Below are 20,773 nucleotides of genomic sequence, written 5' to 3' on the forward strand. Positions count from 1 at the left end.
TTGGAGGCGCGCTGATGCCAATCGATGCCATCGATGCAATTGAAGCCGGTATTCGCTCCGCGTTCACCGCATACTCCAAGGAGGATGATCCGGACTGGCGGAGCGCGTGCTGGATCAAGCCGGATGAGTGCTCCCATCTGGCACGGAGCATTTTGAAGGAGTTGGCGGCCCGCGGCCTTGAGATCGTCAAGAAGCCGGCTTGATCGCCTCAAGACTCCGACGATTCATGTCGCGAGAATGCGGATGTATGACTCACGAGCGGCGCAACAAATTCAGTGTCGTCCCGGCGCAGGCCGGGACCCATTACCCCAAATCTCAATTGTTGCGCGCCGCTGGGGCCACAATCCCGTTCATCACCAAACGCGGTGGTTATGGGTCCTGGCCTTCGCCAGGACGACGGAGGAGACATCGCGCTTCCCCACTAACCCCTCTCGATTGGCAGGGACTCATCCTTCGCCCATTCGCCCATCGAGCCGTCATAGAGCGTGAGATTGTCGTAGCCGAGCCGATGCAGCTGGAACAGGTCGATGGTCGCGGAGATGCCGCCGCCGCAATAGGCGACGACGCGCTTGTCCCTGGTGATGCCTTGCGCTGCGAAGATTGCTTCGGCCTCCTCAAGCGGCACGAACGTCTTGGCCTTGGGATCGATCAAGGTCGCCGCCGGCACGCTGACGCTGCCGGGGATGCGGCCGGGTCGGCCGTAACGGCTCGGCTCCAGCCCCTTGTAGAATTGCGGGCCGAGCGCGTTGACGATGACGGTGTCGCCCTCCGTGGTCGCGGCGAGCACGTCATGCTTGTCGACGAACATGCCGTCCTTCGGCCGCGCCGGAAACGTCGCCGGCGGATAGCCGCCGGCAAGTCCGGTCTCGATGTCGCGTCCTTCGGCAGTCCATTTGTCGATGCCGCCGTCGAGCACGGCGGCACCCTCGAAGCCGAGCGAGCGCAGCATCCACCAGAACCGCGTCGCCCACATTGCGGTGCCGATCGAATAGAGCACGACGCGGCTGCCCGCCGAGATGCCGTGGCGGCCGAACGCGGCTTCGAGCTGCGCTGTCGGCGGCATCATGAAGCGCAGATGGGTATGGGCATCCGAGAATTCGGCCTGCAAATCGAGGAAATTGGCGCCCGGGATGTGGCCGGCCTCGAAGGTCTGGCGGCCCGAGACGACCATATAGGGAGCGTTGCTGCCGGCGGGGGCCGGCTCCAGATAGGTCGTGCAGTCGAACAGGCGAAGATCCGGCCGGGTCAGGATCTCGGCAAGTTCCGCCGTGGTGATCAGCTCGCTGTTGCCGGCCATTTTGCGTCCTCCCGGTGTGTGTTTAACGGGATGCTAAGATGCGCCAGATCACATGAAAAGCTGTCACTTTGCCCTTTGATTCACCCCAATCCGGTCCAATATAGCTGGGCATGCAGGACGCCGCTGCATGGCTTGCGTTTGGCCTCAATCGGCGCCATAAGCTATTGAATTCACTCCGAAACATGATCGTTTGGCCCGCCGCGCGCGAGGCCCATCGCCCCCTTGGTGAATGTCACCAAAACCTGATATTCGAGACGCCATGAACAAGCCCGAGATTTTGCCGCAAGACGACGTCGCCGGCCCCGCGCCGCGGCACCAAACCACGCAGGTCATGGTCGGCAACGTCGCCGTCGGCGGCGGCGCGCCGATCGTCGTGCAGTCGATGACCAACACCGACACCGCCGATGTCGACGGCACCATCGCCCAGGTTGCCGCGCTGTCCCGCGCCGGCTCCGAGATGGTCCGCATCACCGTCGACCGCGAGGAAGCCGCCGCTGCCGTGCCGCACATCCGTGACGGCCTGCGCAAGCGCGGCATCACCACGCCCCTGATCGGCGACTTCCACTATATTGGGCACAAGCTGCTCGCCGAATATCCGGCCTGCGCGGAGGCGCTCGACAAGTACCGCATCAATCCCGGCAATGTCGGCTTCAAGAACAAGCGCGATACGCAGTTCGCCGACATCATCGAGATCGCCAACAAGAACAACAAGCCGGTGCGCATCGGCGCCAATTGGGGCTCGCTCGACCAGGAGCTGCTCACCAAGCTGATGGACGAGAACACGGCGTCTGCGAATCCGCGCGATGCCCGCGCGGTGACCCGCGAGGCGATGGTGCAGTCGGCGCTGCTGTCGGCCGCGCGTGCGCAAGAGCTCGGCATGCCGAAGAACAAGATCATCCTGTCGGCCAAAGTGTCGGCCGTGCAGGACCTGATCGCGGTCTATCAGGAAGTCGTGCGCCGCTCGGATTATGCGATCCATCTCGGCCTCACCGAGGCCGGCATGGGCTCGAAGGGCATCGTGGCCTCCTCGGCCGCGCTCGGCATCCTGCTGCAGCAGGGCATCGGCGACACCATCCGCATCTCGCTGACGCCGGAGCCCGGCGGCGATCGCACGCTGGAAGTGCAGGTCGCGCAGGAATTGCTGCAGACCATGGGCTTCCGTACCTTCGTGCCGCTGGTTGCGGCCTGCCCGGGCTGCGGCCGCACCACCTCGACCACGTTCCAGGAGCTGGCGCGCTCGATCCAGGATTTCATCCGCGACGAGATGCCGGCCTGGAAGACCAAGTATCCGGGCGTCGAGCAGCTCAACGTCGCGGTGATGGGCTGCATCGTCAACGGCCCGGGCGAATCCAAGCATGCCAATATCGGCATCTCGCTGCCCGGTACCGGCGAAGCGCCGGCCGCGCCTGTCTTCGTCGACGGCAAGAAGTTCCGCACCCTGCGCGGTCCGGGCATCGCCGCCGACTTCAAGGCATTGGTGATCGACTATATCGACCAGCGCTACGGCAACGGCGCCAAGCTGCCGGAGCATGCCGGCGCCGCGGAGTAGTTTCACTCCGCGCGTGACCCACACTCAACCGTCGTCCCGGCGAAGGCCGGGACCCATAACCACAGGACGTGGTTGTGGCGCGAGATGCGGGTTACCAGCCTCCGCAAAACCCGATCCTGTGGTTATGGGTCCCGGATCTGCGCTCCGCTTCGCTGCGCTTGTCCGGGACGACAGATATGTTTGAGGCGCAGATTGCGCTTCCGTCGATGCGCGCTACGATGCTCCCAATCAAGAATGATTGGGAGAACGCCCATGAGCTCGCTGTCCGGCAAGCAGGGTCCACGCTACCGCCACCTCGCCGACCAATCCGAGCCCTATGAGACCATCGGCGTCGAGAAGCTGACGCCGATCATCGGCGCGGAGATCTCCGGCGTCGATATCGGCAAGCTGGTCGGCGACGATGCGCGCTCCAACCGCCAGATGGACGAGATCCATCGCGCGCTCGCCGAAAACCTCGTCATCTTCTTCCGCGACCAGCACATCAGTCCCGACCAGCATCTCGCCTTCGGCCGCAAGTTCGGTGAGCTGCATGTGCATCCGGCCGCGCCCAACGAGGGCGATCCGGCGCTGATGAAGATTTATGCCGACAAGGATTCGCCACGCGCGAATGGCGAGGGCTGGCACACCGACGTGTCCTGCGATCTCGAGCCGCCGATGGGTTCGATCCTCTACATCAAGCAGTGCCCGCCGCGCGGCGGCGACACCCTGTTCGCCAACATGTACGCCGCCTATGAGGCGCTGTCGGACCGCATGAAGGCCTATCTCGACGGGCTGACCGCGCTGCATGACGGCGAGCAGACCTATCGTGGCCTGTATGCGAACTACGGCGTCGCCGACAAGCGGGAATATCCTCGCGCCGAGCATCCGGTGGTCCGCACCCACCCGGTGACCGGCAAGAAATCGCTCTACGTCAATCGCGGCTTCACCCGCTTTATCGTCGGCATTCCGCGCGACGAGAGCGACGCCATGCTGGCCTATCTCTACCAGCACGCCGAGAACCCGCTGTTCCAGTGCCGCTTCCGCTGGACCGAGAACGCGATCGCGTTCTGGGACAACCGCTGCGCCCAGCACCGCGCGATGTGGGATTACTGGCCGCACACCCGCTCCGGCACCCGCGTGACCGTGAAGGGAGAGCGGCCGGTGTGAGGAATTGCGTGCTGCGTTGGTTCCACCCATCCTACGGACTACGAACTGAAAAAATGCCATCGGGAGACCGCCCATGCTTCGCGCCGAGGACAACAAATTCCTCACCGAATCCGGTGAGAGGACCGGCATGGGCGAATTGCTGCGGCGGTTCTGGATTCCGGTGCTGCTGTCCGAGGAACTGCCGGAGCCGGACAGCGACCCGAAGAAGATCGTTGTCATGGGCGAGGAGCTGCTCGCCTTCCGCGACACCAGAGGCGTGGTCGGCGTCATCGACCAGTACTGCCCGCATCGCGGCGCCAATCTTTGGCTCGGCCGCAACGAGGAATGCGGCATCCGCTGCGTCTATCACGGCTGGAAGTTCGATACCGACGGCCGCTGCGTCGATATGCCGACCTCGTATCCCGACCTCAACGCAAAGGACCTGATCCGGATCAAGTCCTATCCGGTGCGCGAATGGGGCGACATGATCTGGGCCTATATGGGCCCGGCCGATCAGATGCCAGAACTGCCGGCGCTGGAGATGGCGCTGCTGCCGGCCTCGCACCGCTTCGTCACCAAGAAGTGGCAGGACTGCAACTGGGTGCAGGCGGTGGAAGGCTCGATCGACACCGCGCATTTCACCTTCGCGCATCTCTCCTTCGAGAAGGAGGAGAACGAGATCCTCGACATCAAGAAGCATTTCGTGAACCCGCTGACCCGGGTCGCGACCGATCACATGCGCTGGATCGCCGAGGACCCGCGCCCGGTGATCAAGATCAATCCGCATGAGGCCGGCCTCACGGTGGCGGGCGGACGGCTCACCGGCAGCGACAACATCTACTGGCGCATCGCCCAGTTCCTGATGCCGTTCCACAGCTACGCGCCGAGCTCGATGCCGGGCGAGAACATGTTCGGCCAGACCTTCGTGCCGGTCACCGACACCAATTGCTGGATCTACACCTATGCGTGGAATCCCCACCGGCCGCTGACCGATGCCGAGCGCGAAGGCTACGCCAACGGCAACGGCGTGATGGCTGTCGTCGACGAGAACTACGTGCCGCTGCGCAACAAGGCCAACGACTATCTGATCGACCGCAAGCTGCAGCGGACCAAAAGCTACACCGGCATCAAGGGCGTCTCCGAGCAGGACGCCGCGGTGCAGGACAGCCAGGGCCCGATCGCCGACCGTACCCGCGAGCATCTCGGCCCGACCGATCTCGGCATCATGCATTTCCGCAAGCTGGTCATGGAGGCGGCCCGCGCGCTGCAAAAGGGCGAGGCGCCGCCGCATGCTCAGCATCAGGACCGTTACACCGTGCGCTCCGGCGCCTGCGTCACCAGCAAGACCAAGGACCTCACCGCCGTCATGATCGAGCGGTTCGGCGATCCCGCCGGCTTCGTCGGCGGTCCCGGCCAGAACGCCGCGGCGGAGTAATCTCTGCTGTCGTCCCTGCGAAAGCAGGGACCCATAACCACCGTTGGATATTGTTGAGATGCGCTGTGGCCCGAACCTTCGCCAAGCCAGCGACGGTGGTTATGGGTCCCGGCCTGCGCCGGGACGACGTGGGGAGGGATACCGCGCGCTACACGCGCTACAACGGAATCCTGCGATACTCGCGGTTGGCGAGGCTCGCTTCCTCGAGGTCGAGGTCGCGCTCGATCCGGCGCCTTGTCTCGTCGGTGATCTTGCCGTCGCGCAGCAGCATGTGGATGAACTTGCGCTCGGAGGCGATCAGCTCCCGCGTCAGCTCGGTGCCGGTGGCGGAAACGTCGTGCGTGTCGGGATTGAGCGAGTCGGGCAGCTGGTTGATCCGGATCTCGTGCCGTGAGCGCAAAAGCTTGATCACCTCGTCGGAAAGCTCGCGGTCGTCGGTGATGGCATCGAGCGACTTCAGCGCGGCGTTCAGCGCCTCGCGCCGCGCCGCGATCTCCTGCTCGTGCTCGGCGATGTGCTCGCTGCGCCCGTCCCTGGCGAGGCCGAGCCAGCGCACCACCGGTGGCAGAGTGAGGCCGAGCCCGACCAGCGTCACGAAGATCACGCCGAAGGCGACGAACAGGATCAGGTCGCGATACGGGAAGGCGTCTCCGCTCGGCAATGTCAGCGGCAGCGCCAGCGCCGCGGCGAGCGAGACCGCGCCGCGCACGCCGGTGAAGGCGACCACGAACACCGCCCGCCACGACGGCAGCGGATCGCGCTCGCTCACGCGTCGGCTGATCCAGCGCGGCAGATAGGTGCCGGGAAACACCCAGACGAAGCGCGCCACGATCACGATGACGGCGACAAGCACGGTCGCGGTGAGGATGTCGTGCAGCGGGAACGACTTCGACTTCTCGTACAGCGAACGCATCTGGAAGCCGGTCAAGAGGAACAGCAGGCCCTCGATCAGATAGATGATCAAGTCCCAGAAGAAGATGCCCTGCAGGCGCGTCGCGGCCGAGATCAACAGCGGTCCGTTCCAGCTCATGTAGAGGCCGCAGGCGACGGTCGCGATCACGCCGCTGCCGCCGAAATGCTCGGGGATCCAGTAGGCGAGGTAGGGCGTGATCAGCGACAGCGTGATCTCGACCTGCGGATCCCTGGCGCGGCGGCGGGCGCGCAGGCTGAGCCAGCCGACCGCGGTGCCGAACGCGATCTCGCCGGCGACGATGACGAGGAAGGTGCCGGTCGCCTTCGGCAGCGAGAACAGCCCGGTGGTGATCGCGGCGAGCGCGAAGCGGTAGAGGATCAGCGCGGTCGCGTCATTGGCGAGCCCTTCGCCCTCGAGCACCACCAGGATGCGGCGGGGCATGCCGAGCCTGCGGGCGATCGCCAGCGGGGCGACCACGTCCGGCGGCGCGACGATAGCGCCGAGCAGGAAGCCGATGCTCCAGGGCAGGCCGATCAGATAATGGGTCGCGGTCGCGACCATGAAGGCGGTGAAGATCACGCAGCCGACCGACAGCAGGATGATCGGCCGCAGGTTGGCCTTGAACTCGCGCCAGCTCATCGCGACGCTCGCCGAATAGATCAGCGGCGGCAGCACCACCAGCAGCACCAGCTCGGGCGGCAGTTCCAGCGACGGCATGCCCGGCACGAAGGCGAGCACGATGCCGACCAGCAGCAGCAGGATCGCGGGCGCGATATCGGTCCGCCGCGCCACCAGGGCGGTTCCCGCCAGCACGCCGAGCAAAGTGAGAAAAATCTGAAATTTGGCTTCCATAACGGGCTCAATTCGCCCGGAAACCGGTGCCAGTCAATGCGGTCCGGCCGGAGCCGGACCGCGGAGGGTGTGTCACAAAGCCTTCGCGGGCGCGCTGCGCCCGATCGATCAATCCCTGAGGTCGTAGCGGTAGGACTTCGAGACGATCTGCCAGCCGTCGGCGAGCTTCATCGCCACCAGATAGTCGGTGAAATAGCGCGGCGGCAGCTGGCAGCGCACCTTGATGAAGGCGGTGTTGTCGTCGGAGCGGTCGATGGTGACGATAAAATCCTCGCGCGGCTTGCCTTCGGCCTTCGCCGAGGTGCGCTTGCGCACCAGGGCAAGCCAGTCCGGCACGGTCAGGACCTTCAGCTCGCCCTTCTCCACCCAGCGCAAATCGGCGCTCGGATGAAAAGCCTCGGCGAGCTTGTCGGCATTGCTCTCGTAGAGACCGTCGAAATAGGTTTGCACGACGCTTTCGACGCTGGATCGATCTTGGCTCATTGGTTGGTCCTCCCGGCAGGGTTTGATCTGTTAGTGTTGCGTCTCTGACGCGTGATTCACTCAGTGTCATTCCGGGGCTCGCGAAGCGAGAACCCGGAATCTCGATCCACAACCTCTGGATTCCGGGTTCGCGACTTCGTCGCGCCCCGGAATGACGGAATGGACTGTCAGAGACACAATGCTAGGATTTAGCCATGAACCGCTAGATTGCGCCATGGCCGGCGACAAAATTCTGCGTGAGGGACGAGTTGTGACCGCATCTGCAAATTCGAACGAACATATCCTGACCGGCGAATGCTTCTGCCGCGACGTGCGCTACGAGGTGGCCGACGCGTTTGCCTATGCGCTCAATTGTCACTGCTCGAACTGCCGGCGCACCACGGGATCGGCGTTCAAGCCGTTCGCGGGAATCGCGCGCGACAAATTCACCGTGGTCGGCGGCGCTGATGGGCTCCTGATCTATGGCGATGAGCTCACCCACGACGCGCATTGCGGCCGCTGCGGCTCGCTGCTCTATTCGCAGGTCCGCGGCGGCGCCTATGTCCATGTCGCGATGGGTACGCTGCGCGATGCGCCGGCGATCCGGCCGACCGCCCATATCTTCGTCGGCTCCAAGGCGCCGTGGTACGCGATATCGGACGATCTGCCGCAATATCAGGAGCACGTGACGCAAGGCGGGGAATAAATTCGCACGACGTCATCGGCGTGCTGCTTGTAGCCCTTGCCGACCGCCCTGCGCACGGCATCTCATCAGGCGGCGCGACTAGATCGCGCTCGCGGCGATGTTTACCATCAGGGCGAGCAGCGCGGTGTTGAACACGAACGAGATGATGCCGTGCACGGTCGCGGTGCGGCGGATGATCTTGTCGGTGATGCCGACGTCTGAGACCTGCGCCGTCATGCCGATCACGAACGAGAAATAGACGAAGTCCCAGTAATCGGCGTCGGCATGTTCGTCGCCGCTCGGAAACTGCAATCCGCCGGGCGTCTTGCCTCGGTAATACTCATGGGCGTAGTGCAGCGCGAACGCGGTGTGCACCAAGGCCCATGACAGCGTGATGGTGACGATTGCCAGCGCCAGTCCGGCCGGGCTGCCCTTTGATGCGCCGAGCTCGAACACGATGGCGGCGAGGCTCGCCAGCGCGCCGAACGCGGTCAGCAGCAGGATCAGGAAACGGCCGTCGTCCTGCAGGATGGCGCTTCGCTTGATATGGGCGACGCCACAGCGCAGCATCATCACATAGGCCAGCACGAGATACAGCGCGGCGAAGGCATCCCAGCCCGCGAGCAGGCGCGTGACGATGCGCGGTGCTCCCGGCACCAGCAGCGCAGCCAGGATACCGAAAGCGATCGAGCCGAAGGTGCGCGGCCGGCCCACGACGACGCGGACCGGCAGCGGCAGCTTGCGGAAGCGAACAAGGCGGTCGTCGATCTCCTTGTTCATTTCGCGCTGTGCTCTCGGCTAGTTCTTGCGCTCGGCGACGAAGCGGGCGGCCGCGCGCAGCACGTCGCCTCGGTCGCCGAACACCGACAGCGCGGCGTCGGCACGCGCGAGGAGATCGCGGACGCGCTGCTTGGCGCCATCGATGCCGAGCTGGGTGACGAACGTGGTCTTGCCGAGCGCGGCGTCAGCGCCGGCCGGCTTGCCGAGCGCGGCGGCGTCGCCCTCGACGTCGAGCAAATCGTCGGCGATCTGGAAGGCTTCACCGAGCGCTTTGCCGTAATCGTCGAGCGCCTGGTACTCCTTTTGCGAGGACTGGCCGAGGATCGCGCCGGCGATGCAGCCGAAGCGGAGCAGCGCGCCGGTCTTCATCTGCTGCAGGCGCGCGACATCGACCGGCTCGCGGTCGCCGAAGCGGCCTTCGCCGGCGAGGTCGAGGATCTGGCCGCCGGCCATGCCGCCGACGCCGGAGGCGCGCGCCAGCGCGCGGGTCAACAGCAGGCGGACCTGGGCGTCCTTGTGGATCGCATCACGGGTGATGATGTCGAAGGCGATGGTGAGCAGCGCGTCGCCGGCGAGGATTGCGGTGGCGTCGTCATAGGCCTTGTGCAGGGTCGGGCGGCCGCGGCGCAGATCGGAATTGTCCATCGCCGGCAGATCGTCGTGGATCAGCGAGTAGCAGTGGATGCATTCCAGCGCGGCGCCGACCAGCAGCGCGGATTCGCGTGGGATGCCGAACACCGCCGCGCTCTCGACCGCGAGGAACGGCCGCAGCCGCTTGCCGCCGCCGAGGCTCGAATAGCGCATGGCCTCGATCAGCCGCTTCGGGCGCACGATCTCATCGCTTTCGGTCGCGTCGGACAGCAGTTTGGCGAGCAGGGCTTCGGTATCCTCCGCGGTCTGGTCCAGCCGCTTGGAAAACTCTGCAGTACCGGTCGTCATTAAGAATTGCTCCAGAAGAATTGCTCCAGATCGATTTTCGGCCGGACAATCGTTGATGGCATCGGCTTCGTCAATTCCCGCCCTGCGACGGAATGCGCCTTAAAAGTGCTGGAAAAACCGTGAATTATCCCGCAGACGTCGACGGCGCCGGCCGTGTTCTGGCGGGCGGGTCCCAAATCCTTCCTGGAATGGTCCTCCCCGGAAACCCCTGTTTTGCGCATCGTCCGAATTTTATTGCTGCTTTTGCTGGCGCTGCTGTTGCTGCCGTATCTGGTGGCGCCGTTCTATCGCACCGGCCATCCGGTTTCGGCGCTGATGGCGTGGCGGACCCTGCGCGGGGCCCCGGTGACGCGGCACTGGATCGATTTCGGCGCGATGTCGCCTTATCTGGTGCGGTCCGTGGTCGGCTCGGAGGATGCTCATTTCTGCAAGCATCGGGGCATCGACTGGGGCGCGCTGCGCGAGGTGCTCGACGACGCCGAGGATGGCGAGGTGGCCCGCGGCGGCTCGACCATCACCCAGCAGGTCGCCAAGAACCTGTTCCTGTGGTCCGGCCGCAGCGTGATCCGCAAGGGGCTGGAACTGCCGCTGGCGCTCTGGATCGATCTCGTGCTGCCCAAGCAGCGGATCCTGGAAATCTACCTCAATATCGCGGAAATGGGCCCGTCCGGCCAGTTCGGCGCCGAAGCCGGCGCCCAATATGCCTTCGGCCGGTCCGCCGCTGGGCTGTCAGCCCGCGAGGCCGCGCTTTTGGCCGCGATCCTGCCGAATCCGGTCAAGAGGAGCGCCCGGAACCCCGGCCCGGGGGTCCGCAGGCTGTCCGCCACCTATATGGTCCGGGCCAACTCCGTGACGCGCTGCTGGCGCGAAAATCGCGGCTCCTGAGGCCGATTTCGGACGCTTTTTGCTGTCTCCGGCCCTAGCTTTACGCAGTGCCTTCCTCTATAAGCGCGGCCTTACCGGCATCGCAGCTGGCGCTTTGAAGCGCTGTGCGCTCGTCCCCATTTCGGACGATGCCTCCGCAACACCCCTAGAGGACACCGTCATGGCCGTTCCCAGAAGAAAAACCTCGCCGTCGCGCCGTGGCATGCGCCGTTCGGCCGATGCGATCAAGACCCCGACCTATGTCGAGGACAAGGACTCCGGCGAACTGCGCCGTCCGCACCACCTCGACCTGAAGACCGGCATGTACAAGGGCCGCCAGGTCCTGAAGGCCAAGAAAGAGTCCTGATCGGACATTCGGCCTACGCGCCGCAGCCATGCGGCGCGGCGCCTGAATTCGGTCAACGAGTGCGGCCAAGACGGGCGCGTCCGCGGCGAGGCCAATGAGCATCGCCGCATTGCTGGTTCTCCCTGAATAAGGCGCAAGCCCCGATGGTCGGTTTTCCGCTGCTGCTCGTTCCGCTCGCGGTCTACAACATCATCGCTTTCCTGATGCCCGGCGTGTCGTTCACCGACCCGCTGATCAGGCTGACATTGCTGTCGGGCGAGCAGTGGCAGATCACGCTCAGCGACATGCTGCTCGCCGCCGCCGTACTGCTGTTGCTGCTCGAGGTCATCAAGGGCGCGCGCCCCGGCGCGAAATATCTCACCGACCATCTGCTGTCGCTGATCGTGTTCGGCGCCGCCGCTGCCGAATTCGTGCTCTGGCCGAAATTCGGCAACTCGACCTATGGCCTGCTCACGCTGCTGGCGCTGGTCGATTTCATTTCCGGAATTGCGCTGCGCACCCGCCGCCGTGCGGTGGTCGCACCGGCGCCCAGCGCCGGCAGGGCGCACCCTGCGGCAGCTGAGGCACCGCAACCTGCACCCGTAGCGGAGCCGGCACCCCGGCCTGAGCCCGCGCCTGTCGCAGCACCGACGCCTGCCGCGCCGCCACCGGCCGCACCGGTCCCCTCGGCGACGTCGGTTGCGGAATCCGTGCTGCTCGATCAGTCCGCGCCAAAGCCGACGGTGACCTCGCCGGATTTGCAGCCGGGCGGCCATCCGCCGTCGGACACGCCGCAGCGCTGATATTTTCCTAGATGATCTGCCGGGTCCGCCGCGCCACGCTGCGGCGTTCGTCGACATGCGGGCCGTAAGCGCTCTGCGCGTCGGCCAATGACCCACGCCGCTGCCCGCGCGTCTGCGGCTCGTGTGCGGCGGTCGCGATCAGGTGAGCCACAAACGACGGATCGGCATGCGGCAGCGGGATCTTGGGCGCCCAATGGGTGGTCGCGGCCAGCGGCACCAGCGCCGTGCTGGCCGCCGCAGCATCGCCGTCGAGGATTTCCGATTGATCGATATCCGGCATCGTCTGCGACCCGTTGGAGCGTCATAGTTTGGGACGTTGCGGCCCTCCGCAACACCCCTGTGGCAAGGGTCATGCCCGCCGTCCCCAGTTCGTTCCCGGACAGTCGAAAACGTGGTTTCCAGATTATTTATCAACTTCACCTAGCGTTGGATTCGCCGGAACCACTATCTTGAGAGCGTGTAGAATCACCGGGCGCCGTCCCAAATCGAGACATGTTCGATGCTCCCTGTCCCGCCAGCTGCCAGCATCCTCGCCTCGCTCGGCCAAGCGACATTCGCCTGGGACCTCGCGAGCGATGCGATCGCCTGGAGCGACAATGTGGCGGCGGTCTTCCCGGATATCCCGGTCGCGGCGCTGGCGAGCGGTGCCGAGCTTGCAAAGCTGATCGAGCCATCGCGCTCGGTTCGTACTGATGCGCTGGGCCAGTCCGCGCCGGCGCCGGTACGCGGCGGGGAGGGCGTTCCCTACCGGATCGAATATGGCGTGCGGGCCGTCACCTCGGCGCCGGTGATCTGGATCGAGGAGACCGGCTGCTGGTTTGCCGGCGCCGACGGCAGGCCGGCGCGCGTGCAGGGTGTCGTCCGCATCAACAATGAACGGCACGCCCGCGACGAGCAGCTGCTGAAGCTGTCGCGGCACGATCCGCTGACCAACGAGCTCAACCGCACCCATCTGATCGCCTCGCTCGCCGAGACGATGGAGGAGTGCGCGCGCTTCCGCTCCTCCTGCGCCTTCATGCTGATCGGCATCGATCACCTCGCGCGGGTCAACGATGCCTTCGGCTTCGATGTCGCCGACGCCGTCATCGCCGAGGTCGCGAAGCGGATTCGTGCGCGGCTGCGCAGCGGCGACATGCTCGGCCGCTTCTCCGGCAACAAGTTCGGCCTGATCCTGCGCAACTGCACCGTCGACGATACCAATGTCGCGGCCGAGCGCTTCCTCGCCGCGGTGCGCGACGAGGTGGTGCCGACCAAGTCCGGCCCGGTGTCGGTGACGGTGTCGATCGGCGCCGTCACCATTCCGCGCCATGCGAGGTCGGCGGAGGAGGCGGTCAATCGCGCCCAGGAGACGCTGGATGCGGCCAAGAGCCGCCGCGCCGGATCGTTCGCGCTGTGGAAGCCGAATGTCGAGCGCGACGCCCAGCGCCGCGTCAACATCCGCGTCACCGACGAGATCGTCACCGCGCTGAACGAGCGCCGCATCGTGATCGGCTTCGAGCCCGTGGTCGATGCGCGCCTGCGGCAGCCCGCGTTCTACGAGTGCCTGGTCCGGATGGAGCAGGACGACGGCCGCGCGCTGCTCGCGCCCGATATCGTGCCGGTCGCCGAGCGGCTCGGCCTGATCCGGCTGGTCGATCACCGTGTGCTGGAGCTCGCCATCGCCGAGCTCGCTGCCGCTCCCGGCGTACAGCTCAGCCTCAACATCTCGCCCGACACCACGATGGATCCGGACTGGTGGGCCACCATCGAATCTTTGATGCGCGCGCATCCCGGCGTCGGCGAGCGGCTGATCGTCGAGATCACCGAGACGGTGGCGATCCAGGATATCGACGACGTCCGCGGCTTTGTCACGCGCCTGAAGAACTTCGGCAGCCGGATCGCGATCGACGATTTCGGCGCCGGCTACACCTCGTTCCGCAACTTGCGCAAGCTCGGCGTCGACATCGTGAAGATCGACGGCGCCTTCGTGCAGAACATCGTGCGTTCGGCCGACGACCGCGCTTTCGTGCAGACGCTGATCGATCTCGCCCGCCGCCTCGAGATCAAGACGGTCGCCGAATGGGTGCAGGACGAGGAAGCCGCCGTGATGCTGCGCGAATGGGGCTGCGACTTCATCCAGGGCCGCCTGATCGGCCTCGCCTCGCCGGACCGCCCGTGGAACGCGTCGGCGGAGAAGCCCGTGCCCGCCACGGGCTGAAGCGGCCATAGGCCGTTTCACAATATCGGTCGTGATACCCGCGAAAGGGATTGCTCAAAATATGAGCGCGTCCTGCCCAAGGTTTGGCGGGAGTTCATCCAATTAATTGTGCGTCCCCAGACAAGTTTTCCGCCGGAGACCGCCGTTTACTTCTTCGAGGTTTGGACCGTGGCTTGCGCCATGACAACGTCGAAAGAGGATCGAATGGTCACGTTATCTTTTCCGCGCGCGTACAAACTCATGCACATCGCAGCGTTAGGGGCATTGCTCGTTGTGGGCGTCGGTGCTCCAACCGACGCCAGGGCAGCTGCGCCGGCCGCCTGTGCGGAGCTGCAGGCAAAGTATCCGGACTGGAAGGGCAAGACCCTCGTCAACGCAATCAATCCGCATACGCCGGGCTACGAGTCGATCGATCCGAAGGATCCGAGCAAATATGTCGGCTTCGATATCGATCTCGGCGAGCAGATCGGCGAATGCCTCGGCTTCAAGCTGACCTACAAGGCGGTGACCTTCGCCGCACTCCTGACCACGCTGTCCAGTGGTCAGGCCGACATTGTGATCTCCGACATCTACGCCACGGAAGAGCGTGCCAAGGCGGCCGACTTCATCACCTATTCGAAGGTGTTCGACGGCGTATTGGTCGCCAAGGGCAATCCGAAGAAGATCTCCGGCATCAACACCTCGATGTGCGGTGCGGCAGCGGCCGAGAACACAGGCTACGTTGAAGTTCCGCTGATCCAGGCGCTCGTGCCGGAGTGCAAGAAGGAGGGCAAGCCTGAGCCGACCATTCAGCTCTACGACAACAACGCCAACTGCATCCAGGCGATTCTGGCCGGACGCGCCGACACCTATGTCAACGACGTCAACACCGTCGACAATGCGGTGAAGGCCTATCCGGACAAGCTCGAAAAAGCTATCGCGGTGACGATCCCGTACAAGGTCGGCATCGGCGTGCCCAAGGACAAACCGGCCTTCCGCGATGCCGTGAAGGCGGCGCTGACCGAGATCTACAAATCGGGCGATCAGCTCGCGTTGCTGAAGAAGTGGAATCTCGATCCGGAGAACCTGATCGAGCCCGGTCTGCTGACGGTCAAGTAGGCCCCAGCACCGGCAAAAGGACGACATGCTCCATGGAGCTGTTCCTCCACTATTTGACCATGCCGTATATGATCGAGGGCATTCAGGCGACCTTGCAGGTCACCGCCCTCGGTCTGCTCGGCGGCCTGATCCTCGGTGTGATCCTGGCGTGGATGCAACTCAGCCGCTTCAGGGCGCTGGCGTCCTTCGCCCGGGTCTACACCGTGATCTTTCGCGGCACGCCGCTGATCCTGCAGATGGTGTTCGCCTATAATGCCCTGCCGCAGATCGGCATCAAGCTACCGGCCATTCTCGCCGCCGGCCTCGCGCTGGCCTGCAACGAAGCTCCGTTCATCGCCGAGATGCTGCGCTCCGGCGTGCTCGGCGTCGATCGCGGCCAGGTGCTGGCCGGGCAGGCGCTCGGCATGACGCCCGGCGTCCTGATGCGCCGGATCATCGCCCCGCAGGCGATCCGCTCGATGATCCCCGCCTTCGGCAACGAGACCGTCAGCGCGCTGAAGAATTCCTCGCTGGCGTCGGTGATCGCCGTGCAGGAGCTGACGTTGCGTTCGACCCAGATGGCGTCGGCAACTTTCGATTTCTTCTCGATCTTCTTCGCCTCGGGCCTGATCTATCTGTTCCTTACCGCGGCGATCGCCGGCATCCAGCTGTTCCTCGAATGGCTGTTCGATCTCGACCGCGCATCGAAGCAGATCAAGCTGATGCGGATGATGCCGGGGTATCGCGCGCAGGGACTCGATGATCCGTTGATTGCGGCCGAGGACGCGCCGCCCGAGATCTTGCCCGATGCCGGTGTCGCCGAATTGCCGCCGCCGCGGGCGCAGACCGAGCGTGTCGATCGCGCCAAACGCAACGAGATCCTTAAGCGGAACAATGTGGCGGTCGATGTTGCCGCATTGCGCAAAAGCTATGACAAGCAAATGGTGCTCGCCGGCGTCGATCTCACGGTGCGGATCGGCGAGGTGGTCGCCCTGCTCGGGCCGTCCGGCTCCGGCAAGAGCACGCTGCTCCGCTGTATCAACAATCTCGAACTCTGGAACGACGGCAGCATCAAGGTCGGCGGTCGCCGGCTCGGCTTCAGCGATAGCGGCAAGGCGCTGTCGCCGCGACTGTTGGCGCAGGCGCGCGCCGAGGTCGGTGTCGGTATGGTGTTCCAGCAGTTCAACCTGTTCGGTCACCTCACCGCGAAGGAGAACATCGCCGGGCCGCTGCGCTGGGTGCATGGTGTGTCGCGCATCGATGCGGATCGCCGGGCGACCGAACTGCTCGGGCGCGTCGGCCTCAGCCACCGCGCCGATGCGTTGCCGCGGCATCTCTCCGGTGGCCAGCAGCAGCGCGTCGCCATCGCCCGTGCGATCGCGCCGAATCCCAGCGTGCTGTTGCTGGATGAGCCGACCTCCGCGCTCGATCCCGAACTCGTCAATGAGGTCCTTGAAGTGATCCGTCGCCTCGCGGTGGAAGACGGCCTCACCATGATCATCTCAACCCATCAACTGCGCTTCGCCAGTGAAGTCGCTGATCGCGTGGTGCTGCTGGCGGATGGCGCGATCGTCGAGGAAGGCCCGGCCGACGAGGTGCTGAGCAATCCGCGCAATCCGGTCGCGCAGCGTTTCCTCAATGCCATGGAGGCCGAGGTCGCATGAATAGAACCCGTTCCGTTTCCATCCGCGTGAGGACCCCTGCGTGAAACATCATCTGCTGCCGGTATCTGCGAAGACTGTGCATTGGGGCTATTTCAGCAAGGTCGTGGCGCCGGCATTGAAGCTGAAGTCCGGCGACCGCGCGACCATCGAGACGCTGACGCATCACGCCAATGACGATTACGAGCGCATGATCGAGGGCGATCCGGGTGCCGAGAGCGTGTTCAAATGGACGCGCGAGCACAAGGCGGTGGTGCGGCGCGGTTCGGGGCCCATCGAAGGGCCGTTCATCCGCGGCTCCGGCGAAGGCGTCGGCGTGCACCTGCTCACCGGTCCGGTGGCGATCGAAGGCGCCGAGCCGGGCGACGTGCTGGAGGTTCGCATTCTCGACGTGCGACCGAGGCCGGCCTGCAAGGCCTGCCATGCCGGCAAATGCTTCGGCTCCAACGTCGCGGCCAATTGGGGCTTTCACTATCACGACCTGATCGAAGAGCCGAAGCCGCGCGAAGTGGTGACGATCTTCGAGCTCGACGCGTCGGGTGAGCCTTTCGCCAAAGCGGTCTACAACTATGTCTGGACGCCGCAGACCGATCCTGATGGCATCGTGCACCCGACCATCGATTATCCCGGCGTCCGCGTCGATCACGCCACCGTCGTCAAGCGTGAGAATGTTCTGAGCAATGTCCGTGTGCCCGCGCGGCTGCATTTTGGCACCATGGGCCTCGCGCCGTCTGAGCAGGATTTCGTCTCCTCGATCCCGCCGAGCTATACCGGCGGCAACATCGACGACTGGCGCGTCGGCAAGGGTGCCAAGATGTTCTATCCGGTTGCGGTGCCCGGTGCGTTCTTTTCGGTCGGTGATCCGCATGCCGCGCAAGGCGACAGCGAGCTCGGCGGCACTGCGATCGAGACCTCGCTCACCGGCGATTTCGAATTCATCCTGCACAAGCATCGCGATCTCGGCGGCACACAGCTCGAAGGACTGACGCATCCGATGCTGGAAACCCCCGACGCCTGGTCGGTCTACGGCTTCACCTACCCGAACTATCTTGCCGAGCTCGGCGCCAATGCGCAGCTCGAAATCGCCAATCACTCCAGCCTCGACCGCGCCATGCGCGACGCCTTTCGCAAGATGCGGCGCTTCCTGATGACGGTGCACAAGCTCAGCGAGGACGAGGCGATCTCGCTGATGTCGGTGGGGGCAGATTTTGGCGTGACGCAGGTGGTCGACGCCAATTGGGGCGTGCACGGGACCATCCGCAAGAACGTGTTCCGGTGTGACTGATCACGCGCCGGCCGCTGAGCAGGACGTGTCATCCTTGAGGATGGCACGGAGATTGCTTCGCTTCGGCCATAAAGGTCGATGCATGAGGTTGCGTCCGTTCACTAGTGAATCCTATTCCGAAGGCGACCGCCCCGAGGCGTGGCGGGACGTCCTGGCGTCGGTCGGCTTGCAGCCCACGGTCGCCACGAGCACCCATGCCGGCCATGCCATCGCGGTGCGGCGCAGCTTTCAGGGCGTGACGCTGGCCAGGCTTTCGGCAGGGCAACAATCGGTGTCGCCGCGCACGGATGCTGTGGCCGATCATCCGCTGGTGCTGCTGCCGCTCGAAGACGGGGTGGCGCTGAAGACGACCACCGGTTATCAGATCGTTGCTGCGCGGCATCTTCTCTTGCTGCCACGCGCAGGGGACTGGAGCGTGTCGTTCCAGCGCGAGATGCGCGCGGTAGTGCTGTCGGTGACGTCCGAACCGGCACATCGCCATCGCGCCACGTTGCAAGGCGGCGAGGTGCGGGTGCTCCAGCCCGGCGGCTTTGGCAGCGTATTCGCGCAGATGATGGAGCTCGCCGCGCGCGATCTCGACGCGCTGTCCGATGTCGAATGGACGGCGCTGGCGCGAAGTCTCGCCGATCTGCTGCCGACCTTCATGCGTCAGCACGGCGAGACGGCGGGCGATCGCGGCGGCGGCGCTTCCAAGGCAGCGACGCTGCATCGCCTGTGCCAGACCGTCGAACGCAGCCTCGAGGAACCCGATCTGACGCCGGTCAAAATCGCCAGTGCCGAGGGCATTTCTGAACGCTATCTGCAAAAGCTGTTCGAGGGGGCCGGCACCAGTTTCACGCATTACCTGCGCGAACGTCGGCTGCAGCGCACCTGGGCCGATCTGTCGAATCCCGCCGAGGCGCATCGTTCGATTTCCGAGATCGCGTTCCGCGTCGGCTTCAACGACTCTGCCCATTTCAGCCGCGCGTTTCGCCAGCGCTTCGGTCTGTCGCCGCGCGAATTCCGCCATCATGAAGCCGAGCGGCAGACCGCATCCGCGGCCACGGTGCAACGCGGCTGGCCTCAACAGGCGCTGGCGCAAATGTGCAGCCGGCGCGCAGCGCTGGTGCGCAGGACGGCTGCGCCGTTCAACGCCCATGACGTGGAGATCGCGGACGCGCCGCGCCATCACCATCTCGCCGCGGATGCCTCGCGCGTGCATTGGGGCTATTTCAGCCATTCGTTGCCGCCGCAGGTCGAGATCGGCTCCGGCGACACCATCACCATTGAGACGCTGACCCAGCACGCCTCCGACGATCCCGAGCGCATGATCAAGGGTGATCCAGGCGCGGAGAGCGTGTTCCACTGGACGCGCGATCGGAAGAACGTCGATCGCCGCGGCGCCGGCCCGCTCGATGCCTCGATCTACGGCCGCGGCGCCGGTGAGGGATTCGGCGTTCACATTTGCACCGGGCCGGTGGCCGTGAAGGATGCGGAGCCAGGGGACGTACTGGAAATCCGCATCCTCGACATCGCGCCGCGCGCGAGCCGCAATCCGGACTTCGAGGGCCGCGTGTTCGGCAGCAGCGTCGCGGCCTGGTGGGGCTATCACTACAAGGAGTTCCTTGCCGAGCAGAACGCCCATGAGGCGGTGACGATCTACGAGATCGTCGACGACGATGACGCGCCGCATGCCCGTGCGCTGTATTCCTATCGCTGGGAGCCGCAGACCGATCCGTTCGGGACGCTGCACAAGACTTACGACTATCCGGGCATCCCGATCCCGCCGTCATCGGTGCGGCGCCGCCACGACGTGCTCGACGGCATCCGCATTCCGCTGCGCCCGCATTTCGGAGTCATCGCGCTTGCGCCGCGCGAGGCCGAGCTTGTCGATTCCGTCCCGCCCGCATATTTCGGCGGCAATCTCGACAATTGGCGGCTCGGCAAGGGCTCGACGGTCTATTTGCCGGTGTCGGTGCCGGGCGCGCTATTGTCAGTCGGCGATCCCCATGCTGCGCAGGGTGACGGCGAACTCGGCGGCACCGCCATCGAATGTTCGATGACCGGCACGTTCCAGGTCATCCTGCACAAGAAGAACGAGCTTACCAATCAGCCCTTCGCCGATCTTACCTATCCGTTGATCGAGACCGAAGCCGACTGGGTGCTGATGGGCTTCAGTCATCCCAACTATCTCGCCGAATTCGGCGCCAAGGGGCAGAGCGAGGTCTACGCGACCTCGTCGCTCGATCTCGCGATGAAGGATGCGTTCCGCAAGATGCGCCGCTTCCTGATGAACATCAAAGGCCTTACCGAGGACGAGGCGATCGCGCTGATGTCGGTGGCGGTGGATTTCGGCGTGACGCAGGTGGTGGACGGCAATTGGGGCGTCCATGCCATTCTCAGCAAGCGCGTCTTCGATCACGCGCCGCAAAACTAGTGTGCTGAATGCGAAGTTCGTGCGATTTCGCGGCAGCCACTTTCACGAACTTCGCATTGATAAAGCACACTAGAATCATAAGTTTGC

Annotated in this window: 19 protein-coding genes; 13 read left to right on the forward strand and 6 right to left on the reverse strand. The window is 64.8% G+C overall.

The genetic code is table 11. The features are described from left to right. Positions 1–14 precede the first annotated feature (14 nt). The gene (locus ACVMDN_RS39380; RefSeq protein WP_076824677.1) at positions 15–203 is read left to right on the forward strand and encodes a hypothetical protein; all 189 of its coding nucleotides are present in this window, start codon (positions 15–17) and stop codon (positions 201–203) included. Between the two features lie 218 nt (positions 204–421). On the opposite strand, the gene ACVMDN_RS39385 is transcribed toward ACVMDN_RS39380, so the two are convergent. Continuing rightward, positions 422–1,297 (reverse strand): sulfurtransferase, encoded by an 876-nt coding sequence (locus ACVMDN_RS39385; RefSeq protein ID WP_057016781.1) that lies wholly within the window; start codon positions 1,295–1,297, stop codon positions 422–424. A 259-nt stretch (positions 1,298–1,556) separates the two neighbouring features. On the opposite strand from ACVMDN_RS39385, the gene ispG reads away from it, so the two are divergent. The 3 genes from ispG (at position 1,557) to ACVMDN_RS39400 (ending at position 5,406) form a co-directional block, all read left to right on the forward strand. Further along, on the forward strand, positions 1,557–2,846 hold the full coding sequence (gene ispG / locus ACVMDN_RS39390; protein WP_076824679.1) for a flavodoxin-dependent (E)-4-hydroxy-3-methylbut-2-enyl-diphosphate synthase: 1,290 nt from the start codon (positions 1,557–1,559) through the stop codon (positions 2,844–2,846). Between the two features lie 252 nt (positions 2,847–3,098). Further along, a complete protein-coding gene (locus ACVMDN_RS39395; RefSeq protein ID WP_028343560.1) occupies positions 3,099–3,992 on the forward strand; it encodes a TauD/TfdA dioxygenase family protein in 894 nt (297 codons plus the stop codon). Between the two features lie 73 nt (positions 3,993–4,065). After that, positions 4,066–5,406, forward strand: a complete 1,341-nt coding sequence (locus ACVMDN_RS39400; protein ID WP_057015585.1) for a Rieske 2Fe-2S domain-containing protein — start codon at positions 4,066–4,068, stop codon at positions 5,404–5,406. Positions 5,407–5,563: 157 nt separating this feature from the next. On the opposite strand, the gene ACVMDN_RS39405 is transcribed toward ACVMDN_RS39400, so the two are convergent. Then, positions 5,564–7,171, reverse strand: a complete 1,608-nt coding sequence (locus ACVMDN_RS39405; RefSeq protein WP_076824681.1) for a Na+/H+ antiporter — start codon at positions 7,169–7,171, stop codon at positions 5,564–5,566. Between the two features lie 108 nt (positions 7,172–7,279). After that, the gene (locus ACVMDN_RS39410) at positions 7,280–7,654 is read right to left on the reverse strand and encodes a nuclear transport factor 2 family protein (RefSeq protein ID WP_016847513.1); all 375 of its coding nucleotides are present in this window, start codon (positions 7,652–7,654) and stop codon (positions 7,280–7,282) included. A 250-nt stretch (positions 7,655–7,904) separates the two neighbouring features. On the opposite strand from ACVMDN_RS39410, the gene ACVMDN_RS39415 reads away from it, so the two are divergent. After that, positions 7,905–8,339 (forward strand): GFA family protein, encoded by a 435-nt coding sequence (locus ACVMDN_RS39415; protein WP_076824759.1) that lies wholly within the window; start codon positions 7,905–7,907, stop codon positions 8,337–8,339. A 78-nt stretch (positions 8,340–8,417) separates the two neighbouring features. Here the strand turns inward: ACVMDN_RS39415 and ACVMDN_RS39420 are convergent, their stop codons facing one another. Together ACVMDN_RS39420 and ACVMDN_RS39425 are read right to left on the reverse strand one after the other, a co-directional pair. After that, positions 8,418–9,098, reverse strand: coding sequence for a DUF1345 domain-containing protein (locus ACVMDN_RS39420; RefSeq protein WP_076824683.1), 681 nt, complete (start codon positions 9,096–9,098; stop codon positions 8,418–8,420). An 18-nt stretch (positions 9,099–9,116) separates the two neighbouring features. Beyond that, complete coding sequence (locus ACVMDN_RS39425) at positions 9,117–10,037, reverse strand: polyprenyl synthetase family protein (protein WP_076824685.1); 921 nt, start codon at positions 10,035–10,037, stop codon at positions 9,117–9,119. 213 nt (positions 10,038–10,250) lie between these two features. Here ACVMDN_RS39425 and mtgA point away from each other — a divergent pair, with 213 nt between their 5' ends. The 3 genes from mtgA to ACVMDN_RS39440 all read left to right on the forward strand — a co-directional run bounded on the left by mtgA (position 10,251) and on the right by ACVMDN_RS39440 (position 12,050). Beyond that, entirely contained in the window at positions 10,251–10,922 is a 672-nt protein-coding gene (gene mtgA, locus ACVMDN_RS39430; RefSeq protein WP_028337347.1) for a monofunctional biosynthetic peptidoglycan transglycosylase, read from the forward strand. A 160-nt stretch (positions 10,923–11,082) separates the two neighbouring features. Next, the gene (rpmF, locus tag ACVMDN_RS39435) at positions 11,083–11,268 is read left to right on the forward strand and encodes a 50S ribosomal protein L32 (RefSeq protein ID WP_021077536.1); all 186 of its coding nucleotides are present in this window, start codon (positions 11,083–11,085) and stop codon (positions 11,266–11,268) included. A gap of 143 nt (positions 11,269–11,411) precedes the next feature. Further along, positions 11,412–12,050, forward strand: a complete 639-nt coding sequence (locus tag ACVMDN_RS39440; protein ID WP_076824689.1) for a hypothetical protein — start codon at positions 11,412–11,414, stop codon at positions 12,048–12,050. Positions 12,051–12,057: 7 nt separating this feature from the next. Here ACVMDN_RS39440 and ACVMDN_RS39445 read toward each other — a convergent pair whose 3' ends face one another. Next, on the reverse strand, positions 12,058–12,330 hold the full coding sequence (locus tag ACVMDN_RS39445; RefSeq protein ID WP_076824691.1) for a hypothetical protein: 273 nt from the start codon (positions 12,328–12,330) through the stop codon (positions 12,058–12,060). 219 nt (positions 12,331–12,549) lie between these two features. On the opposite strand from ACVMDN_RS39445, the gene ACVMDN_RS39450 reads away from it, so the two are divergent. The 5 genes from ACVMDN_RS39450 to ACVMDN_RS39470 all read left to right on the forward strand — a co-directional run bounded on the left by ACVMDN_RS39450 (position 12,550) and on the right by ACVMDN_RS39470 (position 20,686). Next, on the forward strand, positions 12,550–14,247 hold the full coding sequence (locus ACVMDN_RS39450; protein WP_076824693.1) for a putative bifunctional diguanylate cyclase/phosphodiesterase: 1,698 nt from the start codon (positions 12,550–12,552) through the stop codon (positions 14,245–14,247). A 204-nt stretch (positions 14,248–14,451) separates the two neighbouring features. Beyond that, positions 14,452–15,345 (forward strand): ABC transporter substrate-binding protein, encoded by an 894-nt coding sequence (locus ACVMDN_RS39455; protein ID WP_076824695.1) that lies wholly within the window; start codon positions 14,452–14,454, stop codon positions 15,343–15,345. 32 nt (positions 15,346–15,377) lie between these two features. Further along, complete coding sequence (locus ACVMDN_RS39460) at positions 15,378–16,988, forward strand: amino acid ABC transporter permease/ATP-binding protein (protein WP_057015577.1); 1,611 nt, start codon at positions 15,378–15,380, stop codon at positions 16,986–16,988. Positions 16,989–17,028: 40 nt separating this feature from the next. Continuing rightward, positions 17,029–18,270 carry an acetamidase/formamidase family protein gene (locus ACVMDN_RS39465; RefSeq protein ID WP_076824697.1) on the forward strand — a complete coding sequence of 414 codons (1,242 nt, stop codon included), beginning with the start codon at positions 17,029–17,031 and terminating at the stop codon, positions 18,268–18,270. Positions 18,271–18,352: 82 nt separating this feature from the next. After that, positions 18,353–20,686: an acetamidase/formamidase family protein gene (locus ACVMDN_RS39470; protein WP_076824699.1), complete on the forward strand. Its 2,334-nt coding sequence runs from the start codon at positions 18,353–18,355 to the stop codon at positions 20,684–20,686. Positions 20,687–20,773: the final 87 nt, after the last annotated feature.

The organism is Bradyrhizobium sp. USDA 4510 (genome assembly GCF_054059095.1).